Raw genomic sequence first — 23,657 nt, 5'->3', positions numbered from 1 at the left:
CACGTGACTGAACAGCCGTGCCCCAGGTTGCGGTACGCCAAGTAGGTGTAGCGTACATCAGGTACTCAAGCCGACCTGATCGCTGCAAGATGGGGTGCTGCTGGACAGTTACAAAAATTATACGATCCGGCCGTTAGCGGGGCGGCTCACCGGGGACGGGCAGCAGGGGCAGGATTGCCGGTTCCCGCGGCAAAAAGATTCTTTTGATTTCTTCATCCCGGACCATCTGCTGGAGGAAACGGGAGCCGGCTTCCAGATGGGGTTTAAAGTATGAATCGGCCAACACCGGCATCACCGGGCTGGCCACCCCGGAAAAAACGAAATAGAGAAAAGCCACCAGCAGGTAAGCTTTGCCCAGGCCGAACAAACCGCCGCTGACCCGGTCGAACCAGGAAGTGAGGGTAAAATTGACCACCCGGCGCAAGCCAAAAGTCAGCGCCCGGATGACCAGGTAGGTCACCCCGGCCAGCACCAGATAGGAAAGCAAAAAGGTCAACCGCGACGGTTGGACCAGGGGGATCAGCTTCATCGCCTCACCGGCAAAGTTACCGGCCACGATAAACGCCAGGATCAGGGCGACCACCGGCGCAAGCTGGCGGACAAAACCAACCCATCCCCCCCAGGCGATGAAGAAAACCACTACGGCAATGATGCCGGCATCAAGTACGGTCATAATGTTATAACAACAGCAGTAGTTTAAAGGATTGGCACATATGCCCAACCAAAACTCGTTCACACAAAAATTGCAATGAATATCGTCGATTTTCTTGCCACCGTGCCCCTGTTCAAGGGCTTAAGCCGGGAACAGTACAACCACCTGGCGATGATCGCCACCGACCAGGAATTTGCTAAAAGCCAGAGTATTTTTGCTGAAGGTGACCCCGGTGAGGGTTTTTTTGTGGTCATGACCGGCCAGGTTAAAATCTACAAACTTTCCATTGAAGGCAAAGAACAGATCCTGCACATCTTCGGGCCTGGTGAACCTTTTGCCGAGGCGGCGGTTTTCATCGGCTCCCCCTACCCGGCCCACGCTCTAGCCCTGACCCCCAGCCGGGTGCTGTTTCTGCCCCGCCGGGCCTTTATCGAGTTGATCAACCGCCAGCCCGAGCTGGCCCTTAACATGCTGGCCGCCCTCTCTTTGCGCCTGAAAAAATTCGCCCAATTGATTGAGGAGTTGTCGCTGAAAGAGGTTCCCGACCGGCTGGCCGCCCACCTGCTGTCCCTCAGCGACCAGCAGCAGGGCCGGGATCAGGTGCTGCTGCCGGTAAGCAAAACTCAGCTGGCCGGCCTGCTGGGCACCATTCCCGAAACCCTCTCCCGCATATTCAATAAAATGGCCAAGGCCGGGATGATCAATACCGACGGCCCCAAGATCACCATTCTCGATCGCGAGGCGCTGGAGGAACTGGCCGGCGGTGAACGCAAACTGTGACCGGGCGTCTCCGAGCCGCTGCCGTCACCCCCCACAACGTGGGATGATTTTGCGAGCTGGCACTCGTTTTGCGTTGACAGCCAGCCGAACAGCCAGGTAGAATGGCTCTTTTTTTGGCCTAAGCAGACGCAATTGAATTTTTCAGCCGTACAACTCTGTTGCCCCCGATCAACCATCACGCCTCCAGCGCCAACACCAGGCGGTCGGGAGGGGAGTTAATAAACATGAGCATTCGCGAAGACGCCATCAATGGCCAGGTATCCCCGGTATTCGAACAGTGCGCCGCCCTTGAAGGGGTCAGCGTTGACACCCTGATGGCCGGGGTGGCGGCGGGAGAAATCTGTATCCCCAAGAACCACCATCATGATTTTCCCCGGGTTACCGGCATCGGCAAGGGTCTGAAAACCAAGGTCAACGCCAATATCGGCTCCTCCAAAGACCACCCCGAACTGGACAACGAACTGCAAAAACTCTGCGTCTGCCTCAAAGCCGGGGCGGATGCGGTGATGGACCTGAGCATGGGCGGTGAGATCAGCGCCATCCGCCGGGAAATCCTGAATAATTGCCCGATCCCATTGGGCACCGTACCCATCTACCAGAGCATCGCCCAGTTCGTCGAAAAGGAAAAGAAGAAAATCGGCGAAGTCAGCGTCGATCATATCTTTCAGACCATCGAAGAGCAGGCCCGCGATGGGGTGGACTTCATGACCATCCACTGCGGCATCACCCTGGATACCTTGAAGCGCATCGACAACCACCAGCGGCTGCTGGGGGTGGTCAGCCGGGGCGGCTCCTTCACCATCGAGTGGATGAGCCACAACAACCGGGAAAACCCCATGTACGAGCATTTTGACGACCTGCTGGCGATCCTTAAGGAACACGAGGTGACCCTGAGCCTGGGCGACGGCATCCGGCCCGGCTGCCTGGCCGACGCCACCGACCGCGGCCAGGTCCAGGAGCTGATTCACCTGGGCGAATTGACCCAGCGGGCTTGGGAGGCCGGGGTGCAGGTGATGATCGAAGGGCCGGGCCACATGCCGCTGGACCAGATCGAAGCCAACGTACTGCTGCAAAAACGGCTATGCCACAACGCCCCTTTTTATGTCCTGGGGCCGCTGGTCACGGATATCGCCCCGGGCTACGACCATATCACCGGCGCCATCGGCGGGGCCATCGCCGCCTCCGCCGGGGCCGATTTCCTTTGCTACGTCACCCCGGCCGAACATCTTAAGCTGCCCAGCTCCCAGGATGTTCACGACGGCGTGATCGCCTCGCGGATCGCCGCCCACGCCGCCGATATCGTCAAAAAGGTGCCCGGCGCCATGGAGCGTGACATTGAGATGGCCAAGCGCCGCTGCGCCCTGGACTGGAAAGGCCAGATCGAACTCTCGGTTGACCCGGACAAGGCCCGGCGTTATCGTGAGGAAGGCAACACCTACACTGGGGATGCCTGCAGCATGTGCGGCTCGTTCTGCGCCATCAAGGTCTACAAGCAGGCCACCCGCAGGAGAGAATAAGAGGGGGGAGTACATGGAGTTTCTAGCTTCTATCGCCGAGTCGATTAACAGCACGGGAGTTCCCGGTCAGATCAGAAACGTAGAAGTGATGGCCCTGTTCACCAATCCGTGGTTCATGGTGCCCTTTGTACTGTTTGTCGTTTACAAGCTCTACCGGCAGGCGGTCAACACCCTGGTGCTTACCGCGCTGGTCGTGGCGCTGTGGATCCTTACCGGCAGCCCGATGATGGAAGGGCTGATTATCGACGGCGAACTGCAGCTGAACAAAGTGCTGCCGGTGGCGGGCGTCGGACTGCTGGCCGCGGTGATCGCCGTCTATTTTCTCTTTATCCGTTCCGATTGAGCCCCGGCGGCCCCGCCCGGGCCCCGGCCGACCCGATATGCACCCCCTGGCAAGCATTTACCGGCAACTGCTGAAGCACTTTGGTCCCCAGCACTGGTGGCCCGGCGACACTCCCCTGGAGATCATGGTCGGCGCCGTGCTGACCCAGAACACCTCCTGGAGCAATGTCGAAAAGGCCATCGTCAACCTCAAGGCAGCGGGCCTGCTGCCGACCCGGCTCGCCCCCGGTGCGCCGATGCTCCCGGCGGCGGGCGCGACGTCTGCCGCCGGGTCATACACTCACCAGCCAAATGAAACCTTGACGGAGCCCTGCCCCCCCGGCAACGGCCTGACCGGCCGCGGCCACTCTTACGCAAAGTACTGCGAAGAGACGGAGCAGGACCACTGCCTGGCCGCCCTGCGGGAACTGCCCCCCGAGGTGCTGGCCGGCCTGATCCGCCCGGCCGGCTACTACAACCTCAAGGCCCGACGGCTGCATAATCTGCTGGCCCGGGTTGCCGACCACCACGACAGCCTGAAGGATTTCCTGTCTCAACCTGCCACCGAACTGCGGCAAGAGCTGCTGGCGGTCAAGGGCATCGGCCCGGAAACCGCCGATTCCATCTGTCTCTATGCCGCCGGCAAACCGGTTTTTGTGGTGGACACCTACACCCACCGCATTTTCAACCGCCATCAACTGGTGCCGGAAGAGGCCGACTACTACACCATCCAGGAAATTTTCACCGACGCCCTGCCCGCCGACCCGGCCCTGTACAATGAGTACCACGCCCTCATTGTCCGTCTCGGCAAGGAGTTCTGCCGTAAACGCAACCCCCGTTGCCCCGAGTGCCCACTTCATTGCACAACAGACTGAATTATTGTTGCTTTATTGCCAAAAGACGGCGGCCAAAGACCAGAAAACGCTTGACTTGGCAGCCGATTTCCGCCATTTGTATGAGCTTTACAATTATCCAGGTGCTCACTGCGAGCTTAATAGGGAATCCCGTGGGAATCGGGAACGGACCCGCCGCTGTGATCGGGGACGAAAGCCGCCCGGTAACAAACAGCACGACCGCTGCTTGATTACCGACCGTAAACGGCAACAATGCCAGCTTACGGAATAATGTCACTGTCCGCCAGTTCGGGGATGGGAAGACGCGGCCGGTAGGATGAACCGAGAGTCAGAAGACCTGCCCGGATATGTGGAAGCCGCCCCCGCGGAAAAGGGGTAAGGCCGCCGATCTTGTGGAGAAACAGGGAATCCCGGATCGATATTAACTATCGGTGCGGGGTTTTTTTATTGCAACCCCGGAACCGTCAGCAACCAAAAGGGGTAAAGCAATGAAAAAAACCATCCGTATCGCCGGTCTGGGCGCCCTGCTGGCCCTGCCGCTGCCGGCCGGAGCGGCCATCGAGGGCCATGAACCGGAACCACTGATGGAAGAGGTGGTGGTCACCGCCAGCCGGACGGCCCAAAGTGTGGACGACACCCTGGCCGCCGTCAGCGTCATCACCCGCCAGGACCTGGAAAAAGGCCAGTTTACCAGCGTGCCGGAAGCGCTGGCCACCGTGCCCGGCCTGCAGATCAGCCGCAGCGGCGGCCGGGGCCAAACCGCGGACATCTATCTGCGCGGCACCTCCACCAGCCAGACCCTGGTGTTGGTGGACGGGATGCGCCTGGGCTCCGCCACCCTGGGCCGTGCCTCCCTGCAGCATATTCCCGTGGACCAGATCGAGCGGATCGAAGTGGTCCGCGGACCGCGTTCCACCCTATACGGCTCCGACGCCATGGGCGGGGTCATTCACATCTTCACCCGCCAGGGAAAGGATGATCCGCAGGGCAACATCAGCGTCGCTGCCGGCAGCCACCGCACCTATGAAGCCCGGGCCGCGGTCTCCGGCACCACGGGCGACAGCCACTACAGCCTGGCCGCCGGCCATATTGACTCCGATGGATTTGACGCTCGCCGCAACAATGTTCCCGATCCCGGCATGCCCGGTTTTTTCACCCCCGATGAACCGGACCGGGACGGCTACCGGGAAAACAGCTTAAGCATGCGCCTGGGGCACCGCTTTGCCCCCGGTCACGAATTGGAGTTTCACGGCCTGCATTCCTCCGGCACCACGGAATTTGACGGCTGGGGGGAAAACGAAACCGATTTCCGCCAGCAGGTGCTGGGAGTAAACTGGCAGCTGCGCCCCGCCGATTTTTGGGACGTCACCTTAAAGGCCGGTCAAACCCGGGATGACAGCAAAAATTACAGTAACAGCGATTTTTCCAGCCGCTTTGACACCAAACGGAACCAGCTAAACTGGCAGAACGACTTCTTCCTCGACGGCCACAACACTTTGACCGTGGGGGTGGACTACCATAAGGACAAGGTCAGCAGCAGCACTGACTATGAGGAAGACAGTCGCGATACCACCGGGGTTTATGCCCAGCACCAGCTCAATTACGGCCAGCACGGCCTGCTTTTGGGCGTGCGCCACGAAGACAACGAGCAGTTCGGCAGCCATACCACTTACAATGTTGGCTACGGGCTGGAACTGCCGCGCGATATGCGACTGAGCCTCAATTACGGCACGGCTTTCCGAGCACCGACTTTCAACGAACTGTACTGGCCCGCCGACCCCGTTTTTGGTGGCGGCGGCAACCCCGACCTGGATCCGGAAGAGTCGAAAAGTTATGAGGCGGCCCTGCAGCAAAGCTACTCCCAGGGCCACTGGCGTATCGGGGTTTTCCGCACCGATATAGACCAGTTGATCAGCGGCTGGCCGCCGGAAAACGTTGACCGGGCGCGCATTGACGGCCTGGAACTGGAAACCGGTCATCACCTGGGAGAGCACTGGCAGCTCGGGGCCATGGTGACTATTTTAAGCCCCAAAGACCGCGACAGCGACCTGCTGCTACCGCGCCGCTCCCGCAGGACGGCCGCCGTCAACCTGGATGGCGACTTCGGCCGCCTGCGCAGCGGCCTGACCCTGCAGGCCTTCAGCAAAAGTTATGACGACGCGGCCAACGATACCCGGCTGTCCGGCTACGCCCTGCTGCACTGGCGGGCCGGCTACGATCTCACCGACAACTGGCTGCTGCAGGGCAAAATTGACAACCTGCTGGACAAGGATTACGAGGAAGTAGCCACTTACAACACTCCCGGACGCACCTATTGGGCGAGCCTGAACTACCGGTTCTAGGCTCCGCCCGGTGGCCCTGGACCACAGCCGGGGCGAACATGGCTGCTCTCCGGGGGCGATCATCTGGGGATTTTGAAAATGCTGGAATTATTTCACAGCGGTGGGCCGTTGATGTATCCCCTGCTGGCCTGCTCGGTCATCGCCCTTACGGTGGTGATCGAGCGGGCCGTCTTCTGGGCCGGGGTGGAGTATCATCGGCGGCGGGAGTTGGTGGACGAGGTGCTGGAGTTGAGCCGGACCGACCGTTTGGCGGCGGTGCGGGAAAAGGTTGCCGGCTGCCGGGATTACGTGATCCGGATTCTGATCAGCGGCATTCTCCACCGGGACTTTTCCCCGGCCAAGGCCATGGAGGCGGCGGCGGCTGATGAAATGCAGCGGATGCGGCGCTTCATGGGGGTGCTGGACACCATGATCACTGTGGCGCCGCTGCTGGGGATCCTGGGCACCGTGGTGGGGATCATCAGCTCATTTGAGATGCTGGAAACGGCCGGCATCGAGGAACCGGGTAAAGTCACCGCCGGCATCGCCCAGGCCCTGATCACCACCGCCACCGGCCTGAGTATTGCCATTTTCTCCGTTTTCCCCTACAACTACTTCAACGCCCGGGCCGAAAACGCCGCCCTTAACATCGAAAAATACGCCACCAGCCTGGAAATTATTTTTCAGAAAACGGCGGAGCAAACGCCGGACCGAGCCACCGCGAAATCATGAAGATTAGGCCCGCAACCGGCAAAAAAGCCCGAATCGAGATGCTGCCGCTGATCGATATCGTCTTTCTGGTGCTGGTGGTCTTTATCTACGCCATGCTCTCCATGGCCGTGCACCGCGGCCTGCCGGTTACCCTGCCGCAATCGGCCAGCGCCGCCCCGGAGCAGGAAACCACGCTGACGGTTAATATCCAGGCCGACGGCGAAATTTTTGTTAATCGCCAGCCGGTGGCCCGTGACCAGCTGGCTGACCACCTGCGCGCCGCGGCCGCCCGGGAGCCGGCCACCACGGTGGTGCTGTTTGCTGACCGGGATTTGAGCTACCAGCAGCTTTTCGCGGTCCTGGACAAAATAAGCGAGGCCGGACTTGAGCGGGTTTCGCTACAGGCCGAGGCCATCGACCATTGAAAGGTCACAAAAAACCATGCAAAGGATGTTGATGGCCATTGCCCTGGCCCTGTTCGGCCATACCTTACTGTTCTGGTGGGGCAGTGACTGGTCCTGGCGGCCGGAGCCACCGGAAGGCACCCGGCAAGCACCCATGCAGTTGGCGCTGAGTGCCCGTCCCGCGCCGGAACAGGCAACCGGATCCGAGACCCGACCTCCCCCTCAGCCCGAGCGGGCACCGACTCAGGAAACTACGGCGGCAACGGACCCGCGACCGGCAACGTCAACAGCGACAGCCCCCGATCCCGAGCCAGGACCGGAACCGGAAGCAAAACCGGTACTGCAACCATCAGAACTTAAACCGGAGTTGGAGCCCGAACCCCCAAAAGCGCCGACCAAGAGGCCGACGGCTTCGAGCACGCCGAAACCGCCGCCCGAGCCACCCCGGCAAATCATTGCCGAAGCGGTGGAGCCAACCGGGGAGTCCGCAGAAGAGGAGCCCGCCGAGGAACCCACCAGCGCCCAAGCGACGGCGACCACCATTGCTCCGACGCCGCCCATCAACGCTGGGGAGGCGGCAAGCACCCCGGCTGGACGGGAGACAACGGCCGCCACCACTGGTGAGATTATCGAGGCCCACCCTCTCTACCGGGAAAATCCACCACCGCCTTATCCCCGCGCGGCCCAAAGACGGCACCACCAGGGCACCGTCATCCTGGAGGTGCTGGTTAACCGCCAGGGCCGGGTGGAGGAGTTGCAGGTGGCCGAATCCAGCGGTTATCCTCTGCTGGACCGTGCGGCGGCCAACGCCGTGGCCGACTGGCGATTTGAACCCGGCCGGCGCAACGACCAGGCCGTGGCCAGCCGGGTGCTGGTACCGGTTCGCTTTGCTTTACAATAATGTAACTATCCAGATCACAACCAAGGTCGGCAAACAAGCATGATTAATTTCACTATCACCACTCACCATAATCCCCAGCGGCCAACCATGAGGAATAAGGCCGATATGGATAACGTCGACAGGCACCGTCAGAGTTGGCCAACCCTGGCGATACCGTGGCTACTCACGCTGGCGCTGATCCTGCTGCTGCCGCCCATGGCCGCCAGCGCCGCGGAACAGCGGCAAATCGTAACGGACCCCACCGGCCGGGAGGTGACCATTCCGGCCACGCCTGAGCGAGTTATTTCTTTAGCCCCGGGCATCACCGAGATGATTTTTGCCCTTAAACGGGATGAACTGCTGATGGGCACTACCCAGTTCAGCAACTATCCGCCGGCGGCCAAAAAAATTCCCCGCGTCGGCTCCTATGTCCTGCCCGACCTGGAACGGATCGTGTCCCTGCGCCCGGATCTGGTGCTGGCCACCAGGGACGGCAACCCTCGGCAACTCATCCAGCGGCTGGAGAATTTAGACATTCCGGTCTTTGCCATCGACCCGCGTAATCTGGCGGAGATCAAGGTAAGCCTGCTGGCCCTGGGATCGGTCCTTAACGCCGAAGACCAGGCCACCGCTCTGGCCGTCGACATGACCCGGCGGCTTGACCGCCTGGGGGAAATAACCCGGCACATCAAGCACCGGCCCCTGGTCTTTTTCCAGGTGGACGCCGCGCCCATGGTCAGCATTGGGGAAGAGACCTTTTTACATGAACTGATCGGGCTGGCCGGCGGCCGCAACGCCGCCGCCGGCGGCACGCTTTATCCCCGGTTCGGCTGGGAAGAAATCCTCACCCTGCAGCCGGAGGTGGTAATCATCACCTCCATGGCCGGCGGCCAGAGCCCGGAGAAGCTGCTCCAGATGTGGCGGCGCTGGCCCCAACTGGAAGCGGTGCGGCACAACCGCATCCATGTGGTGGACGCCGACCTCTTCGACCGCCCCACCCACCGGCTGCTGGACGGCCTGGAGATCCTGGCCCGGCTGATCCAGCCGCAACTGTTCAGCTCCGAGCTTGATAATTTTAAGGAAATTGAATAGGATAGCATCCTCTATGACCACACCCACCTTTCCCTCCCTGCTGAAAACCCTGCCCCTGGTGTTGCTGGGCGGCGTTCTGGCCTTAGCCGGCGCCGTTTTTCTGGGACTTAGCGGCGGTTCATCGGGCCTCAACCCCGAGGCTCTCTGGCGCTTACTGGCCGACCCCGAGAGTGCCGATCCGGTGACCGCCGCCATCATCTGGCAAATCCGCCTGCCCCGGGTTATCCTGGCCGCCGCTGCCGGCGCCGCCCTGGCCCTGGGCGGGCTGGTCTTCCAGGCCCTGCTGCGCAACCCCCTGGCCGAGCCCTACATTCTGGGGTTAAGCGGCGGCGCGGCGGTGGGGGCGATTCTGGGGATGATGGTCGGGCTGGCCAACTTTCCCGGTATAACCCTGCTGGCCTTTGTCGGCGGCATGGTGACCCTGGCCCTGGTACTGGCCATCGCCGGCGGTCGGCGGGGTACCGGCAAGGATACCTTGCTGCTGGGCGGGGTGATGATGAACGCCTTCTGCGGTTCGTTGATCATGCTGCTGCTGGCCGTCAGCCAGGATGACCAGTTACGCTCCATCATGTTCTGGCTGATGGGTGATCTCTCCCGGGCCGAACCGGGGCAGTTGCCCATCCTTTTACTGTTACTGCCCATGATGCTGCTGATCATGCTGCTGGCCCGGCCGCTCAACCTGCTGCTCATGGGCCGGGAAGCCGCCGCCACCCTGGGGGTCAGCGTCGGGACCGTTTCCCTGACCCTGCTGATGGCTACCTCCTTCATGGTGGGGGTGATCGTCAGCCAGGCCGGGCTGATCGGTTTTGTCGGCCTGGTGGTGCCCCATATTTTCCGGCTGCTGGCCGGTCCCGACCACCGGGTGTTGATTCCCGCCTGCCTGCTGGGAGGCGCCGCCTACCTGGTGGTCTGCGACCTGCTGGCCCGCTCGCTGCCCACCGGCGGGGAGTTGCCGGTGGGGATTGTCACCGCCCTGATCGGCGCCCCGGTCTTTATTTTTCTGCTCTGGAAGACGAAATGATGGGCAAACGGCAAGCACGACCTTCTTCTCTGCCGCCTAACGCCGGACAATTCTTTCCGGCCCCGGCAACCACCACGGCCGCCAATACCGCCATTGCCGCGCACAACGTCAGCCTTGCCTTTCAGCAGACGGCCATTTTGCACCGGCTTTACTTCACCGTCGAGCAAGGAGAGTTTTTCCTGATCATCGGCCCCAACGGCAGCGGCAAGACCTCGCTGATCAAGCTGCTGGCCGGCCTGCTGACCCCCACCAAAGGTTCCATTGAGGTGCTGGGGCAAAGCCCCACCGGCCGCCGGCGGCGGCAGTTTGCCCGCCAGGTGGCAGTACTTCCCCAGCAGCTTCCGGCTGAATTCCCCTTCCCGGTAGCAACCACGGTGCTGATGGGCCGCGCCCCCCACCTGCGCCCCTGGGAACTGGAAGGCCGGGCCGACCGCCAACTGGCCCGCCAGGCCATGGCCTTCACCGATATCGAGCACCTGGCCTCCCGCCGCCTGGACCAACTCAGCGGCGGCGAGCGGCAGCGGGTCTTTATCGCCCAGGCGCTGTGCCGCCAGCCGCGCCTGCTGCTCCTGGACGAACCCACCGCCGCCCTGGATCCGGCCCACCAGATTATGATTCTGGATCTGTTGACCAGGCTATGCCGGGAACAGGGGATCACGGTGGTCATGGTCTCCCACGACCTCAACCTGGCAGCCATGTACGGTGATCGCCTGTTGATGCTGGCCCGGGGCCACTTGGCCGGCCTGGGACCACCGGCCACGGTGCTGGAGCGGGGCCGGCTGGAGGAAACCTACCAATGCCCCTTGATGGTCGACGAAAATCCCCTGGGGCAAGTGCCGCGGGTCTGCCCGATTCCGGAAAAGTACCGGCTCTAGCAAACACTACATTTTGTGTTGACCGTCAAGCCATAACACGATATACAGTGGTGCAAGCGGTTTCCAAACTTGCTGACCGGTTGGTCGCGGGTAAGGATGCAAAGGGAATCCGGTGCAAATCCGGAACTGTCGCGCAGCGGTGATCGGGAACGAACGTTATCATAACCACTGGCCAAATCATACCAGCCGGGAAGGGATAATCAGTAGGTAAGCGCTTAGGCCCGAAAGTCCGAAGACCTGCCGTGAAACCAAGGCCGCCGCCTTCGGCGGTTCGCCACCTTTTTTATTATTGCTACCTCGCGTAAAGGAGCAGCATCATGGTTCACGTTCCAGCTCAATCCCGGCAACAACCAACAGTCGACCACCAGCCCGCGCCCGCCGGGGCCGCCGCCTCTTCTCAACTTTTTAACGTCATCCGCAAGCGGGACCAGCGGCTGGTGCCTTTTACGGCGGAGAAAATCACCAACGCCATCCACAAGGCCGGTGAGGTCACCGGCGAACTGGGCCCCCCCGAGGCCCGGCGGCTGACCATGCAGGTGCTGGCCATCGCCCAGAATCTGTTTGGCAGCAGCCAAGGCGCCGACCCCGCCCCTGTTTCCCCGGCCAACCCCGTGCCGTCGGTACCATCGGTACCATCGGTGGAGGAAATCCAGGATCTGGTGGAGGAGGTGCTACTCTCCTCGCCTTACAAGAAAACCGCCAAGGCCTACATCCTTTACCGCGACCAGCACGCCCGCATCCGGGAGATGGTCACCCAGACCGACCTCGATCTCATCGACGGCTATCTGCAGAAACTCGACTGGCAGGTGCAGGAAAACTCCAACATGTCCTACTCGCTGCAGGGGCTGAACAACTATATCTCCAGCGAGATCAGCAAGAACTACTGGCTCAACAAGATCTACCCCGCCGAGGTGCGCCGGGCCCACCAGGAAGGGGATCTGCACCTGCACGACCTGGGCCAGCTCTCGGTGTACTGCGTGGGCTGGGACCTGCGCGATTTGCTCAACCAGGGCTTCACCGGCGCTCCGGGCAAGGCGGAAAGCGGCCCGGCCAAGCATTTCCGCAGCGCTTTAGGCCAGATCGTCAACTTTTTCTACACCCTGCAGGGGGAAGCCGCCGGGGCCCAGGCCTTTGCCAACTTCGACACCCTGCTGGCCCCCTTTATCCGCGCCGACGGCCTGGGTTACCGGGAGATCAAGCAGGCCCTGCAGGAGTTTGTCTTCAACCTCAACGTCCCCACCCGGGTGGGTTTCCAGACCCCCTTTACCAACCTCACCATGGACCTGCAGCCGCCCAGGGCCCTGCGGGAAGCGCCGGTGATCATCGGCGGCGCGGAAAGCGACAGCTGTTACGGTGAATACCAGGCCGAGATGAACCTGCTCAACCAGGCCTTCCTCGAAGTGATGGCCGAGGGCGACAGCAAGGGGCGGGCCTTCACCTTTCCCATCCCCACCTACAACATCACCGCCGACTTCAACTGGGATGACCGGAGCCTCGACCGCCTCTGGCGCACCACCGCCCGCTACGGGCTGCCCTATTTCGCCAACTTCGTCAATTCGGACATGAGCCCCGACGATGCCCGCTCCATGTGCTGCCGGCTGCGGCTGGACACCCGGGAGCTGGAAAAACGGGGCGGTGGCCTGTTCGGGGCCAACCCGCTCACCGGCTCCATCGGGGTGGTGACCATCAACATGGCGGCCCTGGGCTACCGGGCCAAGGATGAGGCCGATTTCTTCCAGGGCCTGGAAAAGCTAATGCAGATCGCCCGCACCAGCCTGGAAACCAAGCGCAAGGTGCTGGAAAATTTTACCGCCAAGGGGCTATATCCCTATACCCGCTATTACCTGCGCCAGGTGGAGCAGCGCTTCGGCCGTTTCTGGGACAACCACTTCTCCACCATCGGCCTGATCGGCACCAACGAGGCCTGCCTCAACCTGCTGGGCGAGGATATCGGCACCGCGGCGGGCAAGGATTTTGCCTTGCGGGTGCTGGATTTCATGCGGGAGCGCTTAAGTAAGTTCCAGGAAGAGACCGGCAACCAGTACAACCTGGAGGCCACCCCGGCCGAGGGCACCGGCCACCGGCTGGCCAAGCTGGACGCCCGCCGCTTTCCCGAACTGGCCGCCAGCCTGACCTGCTGCGAGGAAAACCGCCTGCCCATCTACACCAACTCCACCCAACTGCCGGTGAACTACACCGAAGATATTTTTCAGTTGCTGGACCACCAGGATGAACTGCAGGCCAAATACACCGGCGGCACCGTGGTCCACTGCTTTCTGGGCGAGGCCGAAATCGAGGCCGACACAGTAAAGTCCTTTGTTAAGACGGTCTGCTCCCAGTACCGCATCCCCTACTTCACTCTGACCCCGGTGTTTGCCATCTGCCCCCAGCACGGTTATCTCGCCGGCGAACAGCATCGCTGTCCCCACTGCCAGGCGACTACGGAGGTTTATTCCCGAGTGGTGGGCTACCTGCGGCCCATCCAGCAGTGGCACGAAGGCAAACAGGCCGAGTTCGCCTACCGCAATCACTACCGGCTGAGCACCGCCTGTCGGGCCGACACGCCGCATTCATGATCATCGGCGGATTCCATCCGGCCAGCTTCAACGATTTCCCCGGCCGGGTGGCGGCGGTGATCTTCACCAGGGGCTGCAACTTCCGCTGCCCCTGGTGCCACAACGCCGAGCTGATCCCCGCCACCGCCCCGGCCGGCGCCGACCATTACGACTCCGAGGAAATCCTGGCCCGTCTGGCGGCCCGCCGGGGTAAACTCGGCGGCGCGGTGATCAGCGGCGGCGAGCCCACCCTGCAACCGGATCTGCTGGACTTTTGCCGGGAGATAAAAAAGCTGGGGCTGGCGGTGAAGGTGGACAGCAACGGCAGCCGCCCGGAAATTCTCGAAAAACTGCTGGCGGCCCGGGTGGTGGATTTTTTGGCCATGGATATCAAGGCGCCCTTGGCCAAGTACGAGCAACTGGCGGGAATCAGGGTTGACACCGAAGCCATCCGGCGTTCTATTGCCCTGATTGCCGCCGGCGGGGTGGCGCATCAGTTTCGCACCACCGTGGTGGAAAACCTGCTCGACGAAACCGACCTGGCGGAAATTCGCCGTCTGGTGCCGCCCGGCTCCCCGCACAAAACCCAAACCTGCCGCCCGCCGCAGCCGGCCAAACCGGCCAAACCGGCCAAACCGGAGAGATAAATGAACTCACTTACCGATCGCATTATCCGCGCCGCCCGGCTTGACCATGAACTGTACCGCGAGGTCAAGGAAGACCCCAACGCTTTGGGCCCGGCTCTCAATGTGGTGTTGCTTTCCAGCCTGGCCGCCGGCATCGGCTCACTGCAACTGGGAGTCATCGGCTTGGTCACCGGCACCGTGGCCGCCTTTGCCGGCTGGCTGATCTGGGCCCTGGTGATTTACCTGGTGGGCGCCAAGATTTTGCCCGAAGCCCGCACCAAAGCCAGCCTCAACCAGTTGCTGCGGGTGGTCGGTTTTGCCAGCGCGCCTGGCATCCTGCGGGTACTGGCCGGCATTCCTTACCTGGGCGGAGTGGTGATCTTTGCCATCTCCCTGTGGATGCTCACCGCCATGATCATCGCCACCCGCCAGGCCCTGGATTATGAAAGCGCCTGGCGCGCCGCCGGCGTCTGCCTGCTGGGCTGGGTGCTCCAGGGCATGGCCATTGCTCCCTTTCTGCTTATGATGAGCCAGCAGATGTAGCACGCCTCCCGCTCCGGCCGCGCCAACTGGCGTGAAAAAACCATAAACGCAAAAACAACCCCATACCAACCGCCAACCGGAAAAAGCTTGACTAAAAACAGCAATTTCGTAATGCTTGACAGTTGAAAAATTACCCAGGTGCTCGCTTGAGCTTGATAGGGAATCCCGTGTGAATCGGGAACGGGCCCGCCGCTGTGACCGGGGACGAAAGCCGCCTATGATGTCACTGTCCTGCTTTTTGAAGGGATGGGAAGACGCGGCCAGTAGGATGAACCGTAAGTCAGAAGACCTGCCTGGGTAATAGTTAATCGGCGCCACTCCCGTGGAACAGGGGTCGGCAACAGATCGCGTGGACAACAGGGACTCCCGGATCGATAATTTATCGGTGCGGGTTTTTTTATTCTCCGGCACCGAGCAATTGCTTTCGGAGGAATAATGATGACCTGTCCAGCAACCCCCAGCCAATTTCCAACCGCCACCCCTGCCCTCACTGTCACCCGCCGTCAGCCATCGGCAACCAGATCGGCGCTCCCGGCCCTGCTGGCCGCCCTGGCCCTGCTGCTCACCCTGGTGGCCGCGCCCCCGGCCCAAGCCAAGGTCAACGTACCGTCGGAAGAGACGGCCATCGTACTGGCCGTCTTCGGCACCAGTTTTCCCGAGGCCGTGGGCGGCATTCTCAACATTTACCACGAGGTGCGGGTTGCCTACCCCGAAACCACGGTGCGGCTGGCCTTTACCTCTAACATTATCCGCCGCATCTGGCACTCCCGCCGCGATGACCAGGAGTTCCTGGCGGCCCACCCTAAGATCCCACGGGAAATTTTTGCGGTCAAGGCGCCGCTGGCCACCATCGCCGACCTGGTGGACGAGGATTACGGGCACATCATCGTCCAGCCCACCCATATCGCCGCCGGCGAGGAGTTCAGCGACCTGGCCTCCCTGATCCACGCCCTCAACACCGTCACCACCGTCAAGGAGCGTAACCGGCCCTTCCAGCAGATCATCCTGGGCCGCCCGGCCCTGGGCCAGCCGGGAATCAAATTCCCTTACCGCCAAGACCTGGAGCGGGCCGCCGCCCTCATGGCGGTGGATATCGAGCAGGCCCGACAAAACAACAGCGCCCTGGTGTATATGGCCCACGGCAACCGCACCTTTTCCACCGGGGTCTTTTTTGAGCTGGAACACCTGATGCGGCAACACTACCCCGAAACCCCCACCTACTTCACCATGGCCACCGGTTTTCCGGACCTGGAACACACCGCCCAACGCCTGGCCGACGACGGCGCCTCCCACGCCCTGCTGGTTCCCTTCATGACCGTGGCCGGCGATCACGCCCGCAACGACATGGCCGGGGATGATGAGGACTCACTGCAATCGTTGTTGCAGGCCAGGGGAATCGGCAGCACCGCCAAGCTGGAGGGCTTGGGTGAAAGAACGGACTTTGCCCGGATTTTCGTGGACAATATCCGGGATGCGGCCACGGCGGCTGGCATTGAGCTGAAATAGCAGATGTCCGCGTGGCCGGGGACAGATTTTAAATCTGTCCCCTTGTGAGCCTGCTCCATCGACGCCGCGGCTTTTTGCGGTACCGACAAAAAAGAAAAAAGTCGCGTGAGGGGGACAGGTTGCAAATCCGCCCCCCTCACTGCGGCTTGTCAGAATGGAAATTATTTTGCCCGACACCCAGTCGCCAACTCCGGTTATCGAAAAAAACGGGCGAACCGGCCACGCAAACCGGGCCAAGGTCCGGGCGCCGCTCACCGCGCTGGTGCTGAGCTGCGCCCTGCTGGCCATGACCCTGCTGGCCGCCGGGGCCGGCTACATGGAGATCGGCGTAGGCGAGATTATCCGGGTGCTGCTGGCCCAACTGGGCGGCCGGCCGGAGCTGCTGGCCGAGATCGACCAGGCAGTGCCCTTCGTGCTGATGGAGGTCCGCCTGCCGCGGATCCTCACCGCCGCCCTGGTGGGGGCGGCCCTGGCGGCCTGCGGGGTGATCTTCCAGGGGATCCTGCTCAACCCCCTGGCCGACCCCTACACCCTGGGGGTCTCCTCCGGCGCCGCCTTCGGGGCCTCACTGGCCCTGGTGGCCAACCTGGCCTTGAACGAGTATTTTTCGGTGCCGCTGTTCGCCTTTATCAGCGCCGTGATTACCCTGTTCATCGTGCTGCGGCTCTCCACCTTCAACGGCCGGATGTCCACCACCACCCTGATTCTCTCGGGGGTCATCGTGGGGGCCATTTTATCGGCAGGGATCAGCTTTTTGAAATACCTGGCCGACGAGCAGGTGGCGGTGATCGTCTTCTGGCTGATGGGCAGCTTCGCCTCCCGGGACTGGTTCGATGTGCTGCGGGTTGCCGCCGTGCTGCTGGTCTCGGTGCTGATCTTTGCCTACTACGCCCGGGACCTCAACATCATGTCCCTGGGCGGCCGCACCTCCGACGCCCTGGGGGTGGAGACCGCCCGGGTGCGGACCATCCTGCTGGTCACCGCCTCGTTGCTGGCGGCGGTCTGTGTTTCGGTGTCGGGGATCATCGGCTTTGTCGGCCTGATCATCCCCCACCTGATGCGTTTTGTGGTGGGGCCGGACAACCGGCGGCTGCTGCCGGTTTCCCTGCTGGCCGGGGCCCTGCTGATGCTGGGGGCCGACACCGTCACCCGGGCGGTGCTGCCGGTGGAAGTGCCCATCGGGGTGCTCACCGCCCTGCTGGGCGGCCCCTTTTTCTGCTTTATTTTCCGGCAGAAGCAGCGGAGGTACCGTTTTGGCTGAAACCGGCGGCTTTCAACTCCATAACGTCTTTTTCGCCTACGACGAGACCACGGTACTCGAAGAGATCAACCTGGAGCTGCCGCCGGGCCGCTTTTACGGCATTGTCGGCCCCAACGGCTGCGGCAAGACCACCCTGCTGGACCTGCTCACCGGCACCCAACGGGTGCGACGGGGCAGCGTGCTCTTCCAGGGTCGGGCCATCGACACCTACCGCCGCCGGCCCCTGGCCCGGCAACTGGCCCTGGTCCCCCAGGAGTACGCCATCGATTTTGCCTTCACCGTGGAGGAGGTAATCCTCATGGGTCGTCACCCCCACCTGCCCCGCTTCGGCCAGCCGGCGGCGGCGGACTGGGAGATCATCGACCGGGTGATGGCGGAAATCGGTATTGATCACCTGGCGGGACGGCCGGTCAACGAACTCTCCGGCGGGGAAAAACAGCGGGTGGCGGTGGCCCGGGCCCTGGCCCAGCAGACCCCCACCCTGCTGCTGGACGAGGCCACCGCCAGCCTGGATATCCGTTACACCCTCAACATTCTGGGAGCCCTGCGGCAGCGGGTCAGCCGGGGCGAGCAGACGGTGATCGCGGTGCTGCACGACCTCAACCTGGCGGCGGCTTTTTGCGACCATCTGGTGTTTCTCAACCGGGGCCGCATCCAGGCCGCCGGCCCCACCGACCAGGTGTTGACCCCGGCCACCATCGCCCGGGTCTTCGGGGTGGAATGCGCCGTCAGCCACGATTCGTTCAGCAACGCCGCCCGGGTTTCGTTCAACCTGACGGCTCACAAGCAGCCGATACCGGCGGCGGAGGCCCGGCAATGATGATTTTACCGAACATCATATACAGGAAGTCACTGCGACCTTTGGGCACCGCCTTGATGCTGTGCCTGGTGGCAATACTTTTGCCGGGCATTGGGGAGGCCGGGGCCGGCGAGCGGCCGGAATCAACCGCCGAAAGACAATCAAGCCCCGTGGTGGCAGACAACTCCGGCCGCGAGATCGTGGTGGAGCAGCCCTTCCGGCGTATCATCTCGCTTTACCCGGCCCACACCGAAAACCTGGCCGCGCTCGGGCTGGACCAGCAAGTCATCGGCATCGGCCTCAGCGACGATCATCCGCCCCACCTGCTGGACCGCCCCCGTTTCAGCTACCGGGAGGACCCGGAACGCTACATCGGTCATCGCCCGGACCTGGTACTGACCCGACCCATGATCGAACGGGCCTACCCCCAGTTGATCGCCAAGCTGGAACAGGCCGGCATCACCGTGGTTTCCCTGCAACCCACCTCCATGACCGGCATTTTTGACTACTGGCGGCAACTGGGCATGCTCACCGGCCGGGAGGCGGCGGCGGAAGGGATGATAGCCCAATTCCAACGGGAACTGGCCGCCATCCGCCAACAGGTGGACGATATGCCTGAAGAGCAGCGCCGGCGGGTCTTTTTCTCCTCGATTCATCGCCAAATGAAGACCTTCGCCCCGCAAAGCATCGCCATGTTCGTACTGGAAGAGGCCGGCGGCCGCAACGTGGCCACCGACGCCCCCCGGGTGCGCCAGACCAATATCGCCGACTACGGCAAGGAGCGCATCCTGGCCAAGGGCGATGAAATCGACCTCTTCCTGGCCCAGCAGGGCCGGATGAACCCGGTGGACCGTGAGATCATCAAAAACGAGCCGGGCTTCGGGGCCATCCGGGCGGTGCGGGAAGGCGAGATTCACCTGATCGACGAACGTCTAGTCTCCCGCCCCACCCTGCGGATCATCCAGGGCATCCGCCAGGTGGCTAATATCCTCTACCCGGATTTTTTAAACCAGGCGCCCCCTAACACCCAAAAAGGGAATCCCTGATGACGACTAGATCGCCGCAAAATGCAGGGCGCGATTCCGGAGTGCCGCAGATTGCGGCAAGCGAGACGGCGCCGCGTGATCGGGGACAGATTTCAAATCTGTCCCCTTGCAAGCCGGCTCGATCGCCGCAAGGTGCGGTACTCCGGGATCGCGCCCCAGGGGTGATAATCGCTGGCACCCATAGCGGCTGCGGCAAGACCACCGTCACCCTGGGGCTGCTGGCCGCCCTGACCCGGCGGGGCACCCCGGTGCAGCCCTTCAAGTGCGGGCCGGACTTCATCGACCCCACCCTGCACCAACTGGTCACCGGCCGTCATTCCCCCAACCTGGATCTCTGGATGACCGGCCCCGACTACGTCCGGCAAGCCTTTCAGCGCCACTGCCGCCCCGGCGACCTGGGCCTGGTCGAAGGGGTGATGGGGATGTTCGACGGCGGCGAGTCCTCCGCCGCCGCCCTGGCAAGTTGTCTAAAGCTGCCAGTGGTGCTGGTCCTGGATGCCAAGGCGGCGGCGGAAAGCGCGGCGGCGGTACTCAAGGGATTTGAGCTGTTTGCCCCGGAAATCGCCCCAACGGCGGTAATCCTCAACCGGGTGGGCAGTGAACGTCACCGGCGGCGACTTTACCTGGCCATCGAACAGCACTGCCAAAGCGAGATCATCGGCGATCTACCCCGCGACCTGGAGTTCACCATTCCCGAGCGCCACCTGGGCCTGCAGATGGGCTCGGAATCACCGCTGTCGCCGGCGGCCCTGGAAAAACTGGCCACGGCCATCGAACAGCATGTAGATATGGACCGGCTGCTGACGTTGGCCGCCGACAAACAGAAAGGGAAATTGGGGTCAGACACCAATTTTGTCGAGGGAAATTGGGGTCAGACACCAATTTCGCCAAAGGGAGCGGACCAGCGCTCGGAGGAGTCCAAGGATCCAACGAAGCCCGTTGAGGGCCGTTCGTCAATCCCTTTTCGCTCATTCTCGGCGGACATTCTGTCCGCCTCCGAGGCGTCTGCTGCCCGGCAGCAGACGAACCCGCGAAAAGGGACCGACGAACCGCCCGGGGACTATCCTTGGAAGTTTTCACCCCCGGTACGGCTGGGAGTAGCCCGGGATGCGGCCTTTTGCTTCTACTACCTGGACAATCTGGAACTGCTGCAAGACGCCGGGGCCGAACTGGTGTTTTTCAGCCCTTTAACCGATCGCAAATTACCACCCGATCTGGACGGAATTTATCTGGGGGGCGGTTATCCGGAGCTTTATGCCCGGGAACTGGCCGCCAACCGGGAAATATGCACGAATATCCGGGGTTTTGCCGAGACCGGCGGGGCAATCTACGGCGAATGCGGCGGCTTCATGTATCTCTGCCGGGGAATCGAGGATTTCGACGGCAACTTTCACCCCCTGGCCGGAGTTTTTCCGGTCCGGGCCAACATGGGCCGCCGCCTGGCCGCCCTGGGGTATCGGGAGGCCGTCACCGCCCAAAGTGGACTTTTCGGCCCCGCCGGTACCCGGCTGCGGGGCCACGAATTTCATTATTCCCGCATCGAACCCATGCCGGAACATATTGAGCGGCTGTACCACAGCACCAACCTCGACGGCGACGCGGGATCGGCAGCCTACCGCCGGCACAACACGGTGGCCGGCTACCTGCACCTGCATTTGGGCTCCAACCCGGAGGCCGCCGCCGCTTTCGTAAAAAATTGCCAGGACAACAAACCATGAGCATAACCATTCAGCAGATTAAACCGGCGGAAATCGAGGCTGAAAGCTTTCGCATCATCGACCGGGAACAGGGCGCCCACCCTTTCGATGCGCCGACCTGGAGCATAGTGCGGCGGGTGATCCACGCCACAGGCGATTTTTCCTTTGCCGACAACCTGCGCTTCGGCCCCGGCGCTCTTACCGCCGGACTGGCCGCCATCCGGGCCGGCAAGAACATCCTCACCGATGTCAACATGACCGCCACCGGTATCAGCAAGCACCTGCTTGCCAGCCACGGCGGCAAGGTGCTCTGCGGGGTGGCCGACCCGGAGGTGGCCGAACAGGCCCGCCGCCGGGGGCTGACCCGCTCCGAGGTGGCCATCGATAACCTGTTGCCGGAAAATATCGGCATTGTCGCCATCGGCAACGCCCCCACCGCCCTGCTGCGGGTCATGGAACGGCGGGAGACCCTGGCGCCGGAACAGCGGCCGGACCTGATCATCGGGGTGCCGGTGGGCTTTGTCAACGCCGCCGAATCCAAGGAACTGCTAAGCCAACAGGATTATCCCCATATCACCGCCCTGGGCCGCAAGGGCGGCAGCCCCACGGCGGCGGCCATTGTCAACGCCCTACTGCGGTTGGCCACGGCGGAGGCGGACTGAATGGCGCGGCGCCTGCGTAGCGGCTATACCACCGGAGCCTGCGCGGCGGCGGCGGCCAAGGCGGCGGTGCTGTTTGCCGGGCGCGGCACGGCGCCGGAGCGGGTGGAAATCCCCTTTCCCGACGGCAGCCGCCATGGCTTTGCCGTCCATCGCAGTTGGCAACAGCCGGGCCCGGGGGAAGGAAATTTAGGAACATTGGGGTCGGAAAATTTGGGGTCAGACACCAACTTTGCCACCAATTTTGTCAAGGAAGAAAAAGAAACACCCGGCGGTGATCGGCTCCGGCCGGCCGGAGCCGAACAAGGCAAAATATTCGTCGCCTCCGTCATCAAGGACGCCGGCGATGACCCCGATGTCACCAACGGAGCGGAGATTGTCGCTATGGCCACGCCGGAGGCCACGTTTCAGTCCATGGCCGATTGCCGGCACGATTGCGTGGAACTGGACGACGGCCAGGCAACTTCCGCCGCCGATTACGCACCAGCACAAGAACCGGCCCAATCGCCGCAAGATGCGGGGCCAGAAGAGAATCACATGAATCAACCCGAAGTAAGCGGTCACGGGGTGCCGCAGGTTGCGGCAAGCGGGACGGCGATGCGTGCTCCAGCACGTGAGCCGGCTCGATCGCCGCAAGATGCGGTGCCCCGTGATCGCTTACGGATTGTGCTCTGCCGGGGGGACGGGGTGGGCTGGGTGAGCAAGCCCGGCCTGGCCATCGCGCCGGGGGAACCGGCCATCAACCCGGTGCCTCGGCAAATGATCGGGGCGGCGGTGCGGGAGGCCCTGGCGGATATCACGGCCGGTGGCGACTCCGGCTTCCGCCCGGCGGCCTTGCGCCTCACCATCGCCATCCCCGGCGGCGAGGCCCTGGCGAACAAGACCCTGAATCACCGGCTGGGGATCATTGGCGGGCTGTCCATCCTGGGAACCACCGGCATCGTTCGCCCGGTTTCCGCCGCGGCCTGGACCGCCACCATCGCCGCCTCGCTGGATGTGGCCAGGGCGGCAGGCCTTAAGGAAGTGGTGCTGGCCACCGGCCGCACCTCGGAAAAGGGCGTGCAACGACTGCTGGCCCTGCCCGACGAGGCCCATGCCATGATGGGCGATTACCTGCATTTCTCCCTCACCGAAGCGGGTAAACGCGGTTTCAGGCACCTGCACCTGGCCGGGATGTGGGCCAAGATCGTCAAGGCGGCCCTCAAGATTCCCCAGACCCACGTCCGCCACGGGGCCCTGGAGGTGCGGCAGGCCGTCGAACTGCTGGTGGAACTGGGCGCTTCCCCGGCCCTGGCGGCCGAACTGGCCGAGGCCAACACCGCCCGGGAAATCCTGGTCCGCCTGCAGGCAGCGGGAGCCGAGGCGCTGATCGACGGTGTCTGCCGCCGGGCCGCCGAATACGCCACACAAACGGCCGGCATTCCGGTCACCGTTTACCTGGTGGACGGCCACATGAAAATACTGACCCGGGTGGAGGCAGGGCAGCATCAAGGTTCCATAGAGCCTGGACAGGGGCCAAGGCCAAGGAGTTAAGACC

22 protein-coding genes and 3 riboswitches are annotated in these 23,657 nt (G+C 62.7%); of the genes, 21 read left to right on the top strand and 1 reads right to left on the bottom strand.

Features of this window, described 5'->3' with window-relative positions; translation table 11 throughout:
* Nucleotides 1-133: 133 nt before the first annotated feature.
* Complete coding sequence (locus P0N66_RS00175; protein ID WP_275801933.1) at nt 134-673, bottom strand: CvpA family protein; 540 nt, start codon at nt 671-673, stop codon at nt 134-136.
* A gap of 75 nt (nt 674-748) precedes the next feature.
* Between P0N66_RS00175 and P0N66_RS00170 the strand changes: the two genes are divergently transcribed.
* The 21 genes from P0N66_RS00170 to cbiD all read left to right on the top strand — a co-directional run bounded on the left by P0N66_RS00170 (nt 749) and on the right by cbiD (nt 23,653).
* Complete coding sequence (locus P0N66_RS00170; RefSeq protein WP_275801932.1) at nt 749-1,432, top strand: Crp/Fnr family transcriptional regulator; 684 nt, start codon at nt 749-751, stop codon at nt 1,430-1,432.
* A gap of 224 nt (nt 1,433-1,656) precedes the next feature.
* Entirely contained in the window at nt 1,657-2,949 is a 1,293-nt protein-coding gene (gene thiC, locus P0N66_RS00165; RefSeq protein ID WP_275801931.1) for a phosphomethylpyrimidine synthase ThiC, read from the top strand.
* A gap of 13 nt (nt 2,950-2,962) precedes the next feature.
* The gene (locus P0N66_RS00160; protein WP_275801930.1) at nt 2,963-3,292 is read left to right on the top strand and encodes a hypothetical protein; all 330 of its coding nucleotides are present in this window, start codon (nt 2,963-2,965) and stop codon (nt 3,290-3,292) included.
* 37 nt (nt 3,293-3,329) lie between these two features.
* Nucleotides 3,330-4,145: an endonuclease III domain-containing protein gene (locus P0N66_RS00155; RefSeq protein ID WP_275801929.1), complete on the top strand. Its 816-nt coding sequence runs from the start codon at nt 3,330-3,332 to the stop codon at nt 4,143-4,145.
* Nucleotides 4,146-4,227: 82 nt separating this feature from the next.
* Nucleotides 4,228-4,483, top strand: a riboswitch (cobalamin riboswitch).
* Between the two features lie 129 nt (nt 4,484-4,612).
* Nucleotides 4,613-6,466 carry a TonB-dependent receptor domain-containing protein gene (locus P0N66_RS00150; protein WP_275801928.1) on the top strand — a complete coding sequence of 618 codons (1,854 nt, stop codon included), beginning with the start codon at nt 4,613-4,615 and terminating at the stop codon, nt 6,464-6,466.
* 78 nt (nt 6,467-6,544) lie between these two features.
* Nucleotides 6,545-7,177: a MotA/TolQ/ExbB proton channel family protein gene (locus P0N66_RS00145; RefSeq protein WP_275801927.1), complete on the top strand. Its 633-nt coding sequence runs from the start codon at nt 6,545-6,547 to the stop codon at nt 7,175-7,177.
* The gene (locus tag P0N66_RS00140) at nt 7,174-7,581 is read left to right on the top strand and encodes an ExbD/TolR family protein (protein ID WP_275801926.1); all 408 of its coding nucleotides are present in this window, start codon (nt 7,174-7,176) and stop codon (nt 7,579-7,581) included. Before P0N66_RS00145 ends, P0N66_RS00140 begins: the two co-directional genes overlap by 4 nt.
* 16 nt (nt 7,582-7,597) lie before the next feature.
* Complete coding sequence (locus P0N66_RS00135) at nt 7,598-8,461, top strand: energy transducer TonB (RefSeq protein WP_275801925.1); 864 nt, start codon at nt 7,598-7,600, stop codon at nt 8,459-8,461.
* A 105-nt stretch (nt 8,462-8,566) separates the two neighbouring features.
* A complete protein-coding gene (locus P0N66_RS00130; protein WP_275801924.1) occupies nt 8,567-9,532 on the top strand; it encodes an ABC transporter substrate-binding protein in 966 nt (321 codons plus the stop codon).
* Between the two features lie 13 nt (nt 9,533-9,545).
* Nucleotides 9,546-10,553 carry a FecCD family ABC transporter permease gene (locus tag P0N66_RS00125; protein ID WP_275801923.1) on the top strand — a complete coding sequence of 336 codons (1,008 nt, stop codon included), beginning with the start codon at nt 9,546-9,548 and terminating at the stop codon, nt 10,551-10,553.
* Nucleotides 10,550-11,428, top strand: a complete 879-nt coding sequence (locus P0N66_RS00120) for an ABC transporter ATP-binding protein (protein WP_275801922.1) — start codon at nt 10,550-10,552, stop codon at nt 11,426-11,428. The genes P0N66_RS00125 and P0N66_RS00120 overlap by 4 nt, the downstream gene beginning before the upstream one ends.
* A gap of 60 nt (nt 11,429-11,488) precedes the next feature.
* A riboswitch (cobalamin riboswitch) is annotated at nt 11,489-11,687 on the top strand.
* Between the two features lie 58 nt (nt 11,688-11,745).
* On the top strand, nt 11,746-14,004 hold the full coding sequence (locus P0N66_RS00115) for a ribonucleoside triphosphate reductase (RefSeq protein ID WP_275801921.1): 2,259 nt from the start codon (nt 11,746-11,748) through the stop codon (nt 14,002-14,004).
* Nucleotides 14,001-14,630 carry an anaerobic ribonucleoside-triphosphate reductase activating protein gene (locus P0N66_RS00110; RefSeq protein WP_275801920.1) on the top strand — a complete coding sequence of 210 codons (630 nt, stop codon included), beginning with the start codon at nt 14,001-14,003 and terminating at the stop codon, nt 14,628-14,630. The genes P0N66_RS00115 and P0N66_RS00110 overlap by 4 nt, the downstream gene beginning before the upstream one ends.
* The gene (locus P0N66_RS00105) at nt 14,631-15,152 is read left to right on the top strand and encodes a hypothetical protein (RefSeq protein WP_275801919.1); all 522 of its coding nucleotides are present in this window, start codon (nt 14,631-14,633) and stop codon (nt 15,150-15,152) included.
* A gap of 119 nt (nt 15,153-15,271) precedes the next feature.
* A riboswitch (cobalamin riboswitch) is annotated at nt 15,272-15,463 on the top strand.
* A gap of 124 nt (nt 15,464-15,587) precedes the next feature.
* Nucleotides 15,588-16,658 carry a sirohydrochlorin cobaltochelatase gene (locus P0N66_RS00100; RefSeq protein WP_275801918.1) on the top strand — a complete coding sequence of 357 codons (1,071 nt, stop codon included), beginning with the start codon at nt 15,588-15,590 and terminating at the stop codon, nt 16,656-16,658.
* A 154-nt stretch (nt 16,659-16,812) separates the two neighbouring features.
* Nucleotides 16,813-17,919, top strand: a complete 1,107-nt coding sequence (locus P0N66_RS00095; RefSeq protein WP_275801917.1) for a FecCD family ABC transporter permease — start codon at nt 16,813-16,815, stop codon at nt 17,917-17,919.
* Nucleotides 17,912-18,739 carry an ABC transporter ATP-binding protein gene (locus tag P0N66_RS00090; protein ID WP_275801916.1) on the top strand — a complete coding sequence of 276 codons (828 nt, stop codon included), beginning with the start codon at nt 17,912-17,914 and terminating at the stop codon, nt 18,737-18,739. The genes P0N66_RS00095 and P0N66_RS00090 overlap by 8 nt, the downstream gene beginning before the upstream one ends.
* Nucleotides 18,736-19,764, top strand: a complete 1,029-nt coding sequence (locus P0N66_RS00085; RefSeq protein WP_275801915.1) for an ABC transporter substrate-binding protein — start codon at nt 18,736-18,738, stop codon at nt 19,762-19,764. The genes P0N66_RS00090 and P0N66_RS00085 overlap by 4 nt, the downstream gene beginning before the upstream one ends.
* Before the next feature lie 161 nt (nt 19,765-19,925).
* Nucleotides 19,926-21,482, top strand: coding sequence for a cobyrinic acid a,c-diamide synthase CobB (locus P0N66_RS00080; RefSeq protein ID WP_275801914.1), 1,557 nt, complete (start codon nt 19,926-19,928; stop codon nt 21,480-21,482).
* Nucleotides 21,479-22,123, top strand: coding sequence for a precorrin-8X methylmutase (locus P0N66_RS00075; protein WP_275801913.1), 645 nt, complete (start codon nt 21,479-21,481; stop codon nt 22,121-22,123). Before P0N66_RS00080 ends, P0N66_RS00075 begins: the two co-directional genes overlap by 4 nt.
* Complete coding sequence (cbiD, locus tag P0N66_RS00070) at nt 22,124-23,653, top strand: cobalt-precorrin-5B (C(1))-methyltransferase CbiD (protein ID WP_275801912.1); 1,530 nt, start codon at nt 22,124-22,126, stop codon at nt 23,651-23,653.
* Nucleotides 23,654-23,657: the final 4 nt, after the last annotated feature.

The organism is Desulfurivibrio dismutans (assembly GCF_029210385.1).
Taxonomy (GTDB): Bacteria; Desulfobacterota; Desulfobulbia; order Desulfobulbales; family Desulfurivibrionaceae; genus Desulfurivibrio; species Desulfurivibrio dismutans.
The sequence above is the reverse complement of the archived record's forward strand: the minus strand, read 5'-3'. Positions and strand labels throughout refer to the sequence as shown.

Excerpts from the sequence above, each read along its gene's own strand:
- P0N66_RS00175 (WP_275801933.1), bottom strand. The coding sequence starts at position 673 with ATGACCGTACTTGATGCCGGCATCATTGCCGTAGTGGTTTTCTTCATC.
- P0N66_RS00170 (WP_275801932.1), top strand. The coding sequence starts at position 749 with ATGAATATCGTCGATTTTCTTGCCACCGTGCCCCTGTTCAAGGGCTTA.
- thiC (WP_275801931.1), top strand. The coding sequence starts at position 1,657 with ATGAGCATTCGCGAAGACGCCATCAATGGCCAGGTATCCCCGGTATTC.
- P0N66_RS00160 (WP_275801930.1), top strand. The coding sequence starts at position 2,963 with ATGGAGTTTCTAGCTTCTATCGCCGAGTCGATTAACAGCACGGGAGTT.
- P0N66_RS00155 (WP_275801929.1), top strand. The coding sequence starts at position 3,330 with ATGCACCCCCTGGCAAGCATTTACCGGCAACTGCTGAAGCACTTTGGT.
- P0N66_RS00150 (WP_275801928.1), top strand. The coding sequence starts at position 4,613 with ATGAAAAAAACCATCCGTATCGCCGGTCTGGGCGCCCTGCTGGCCCTG.
- P0N66_RS00145 (WP_275801927.1), top strand. The coding sequence starts at position 6,545 with ATGCTGGAATTATTTCACAGCGGTGGGCCGTTGATGTATCCCCTGCTG.
- P0N66_RS00140 (WP_275801926.1), top strand. The coding sequence starts at position 7,174 with ATGAAGATTAGGCCCGCAACCGGCAAAAAAGCCCGAATCGAGATGCTG.
- P0N66_RS00135 (WP_275801925.1), top strand. The coding sequence starts at position 7,598 with ATGCAAAGGATGTTGATGGCCATTGCCCTGGCCCTGTTCGGCCATACC.
- P0N66_RS00130 (WP_275801924.1), top strand. The coding sequence starts at position 8,567 with ATGGATAACGTCGACAGGCACCGTCAGAGTTGGCCAACCCTGGCGATA.
- P0N66_RS00125 (WP_275801923.1), top strand. The coding sequence starts at position 9,546 with ATGACCACACCCACCTTTCCCTCCCTGCTGAAAACCCTGCCCCTGGTG.
- P0N66_RS00120 (WP_275801922.1), top strand. The coding sequence starts at position 10,550 with ATGATGGGCAAACGGCAAGCACGACCTTCTTCTCTGCCGCCTAACGCC.
- P0N66_RS00115 (WP_275801921.1), top strand. The coding sequence starts at position 11,746 with ATGGTTCACGTTCCAGCTCAATCCCGGCAACAACCAACAGTCGACCAC.
- P0N66_RS00110 (WP_275801920.1), top strand. The coding sequence starts at position 14,001 with ATGATCATCGGCGGATTCCATCCGGCCAGCTTCAACGATTTCCCCGGC.
- P0N66_RS00105 (WP_275801919.1), top strand. The coding sequence starts at position 14,631 with ATGAACTCACTTACCGATCGCATTATCCGCGCCGCCCGGCTTGACCAT.
- P0N66_RS00100 (WP_275801918.1), top strand. The coding sequence starts at position 15,588 with ATGATGACCTGTCCAGCAACCCCCAGCCAATTTCCAACCGCCACCCCT.
- P0N66_RS00095 (WP_275801917.1), top strand. The coding sequence starts at position 16,813 with ATGGAAATTATTTTGCCCGACACCCAGTCGCCAACTCCGGTTATCGAA.
- P0N66_RS00085 (WP_275801915.1), top strand. The coding sequence starts at position 18,736 with ATGATGATTTTACCGAACATCATATACAGGAAGTCACTGCGACCTTTG.
- P0N66_RS00075 (WP_275801913.1), top strand. The coding sequence starts at position 21,479 with ATGAGCATAACCATTCAGCAGATTAAACCGGCGGAAATCGAGGCTGAA.
- cbiD (WP_275801912.1), top strand. The coding sequence starts at position 22,124 with ATGGCGCGGCGCCTGCGTAGCGGCTATACCACCGGAGCCTGCGCGGCG.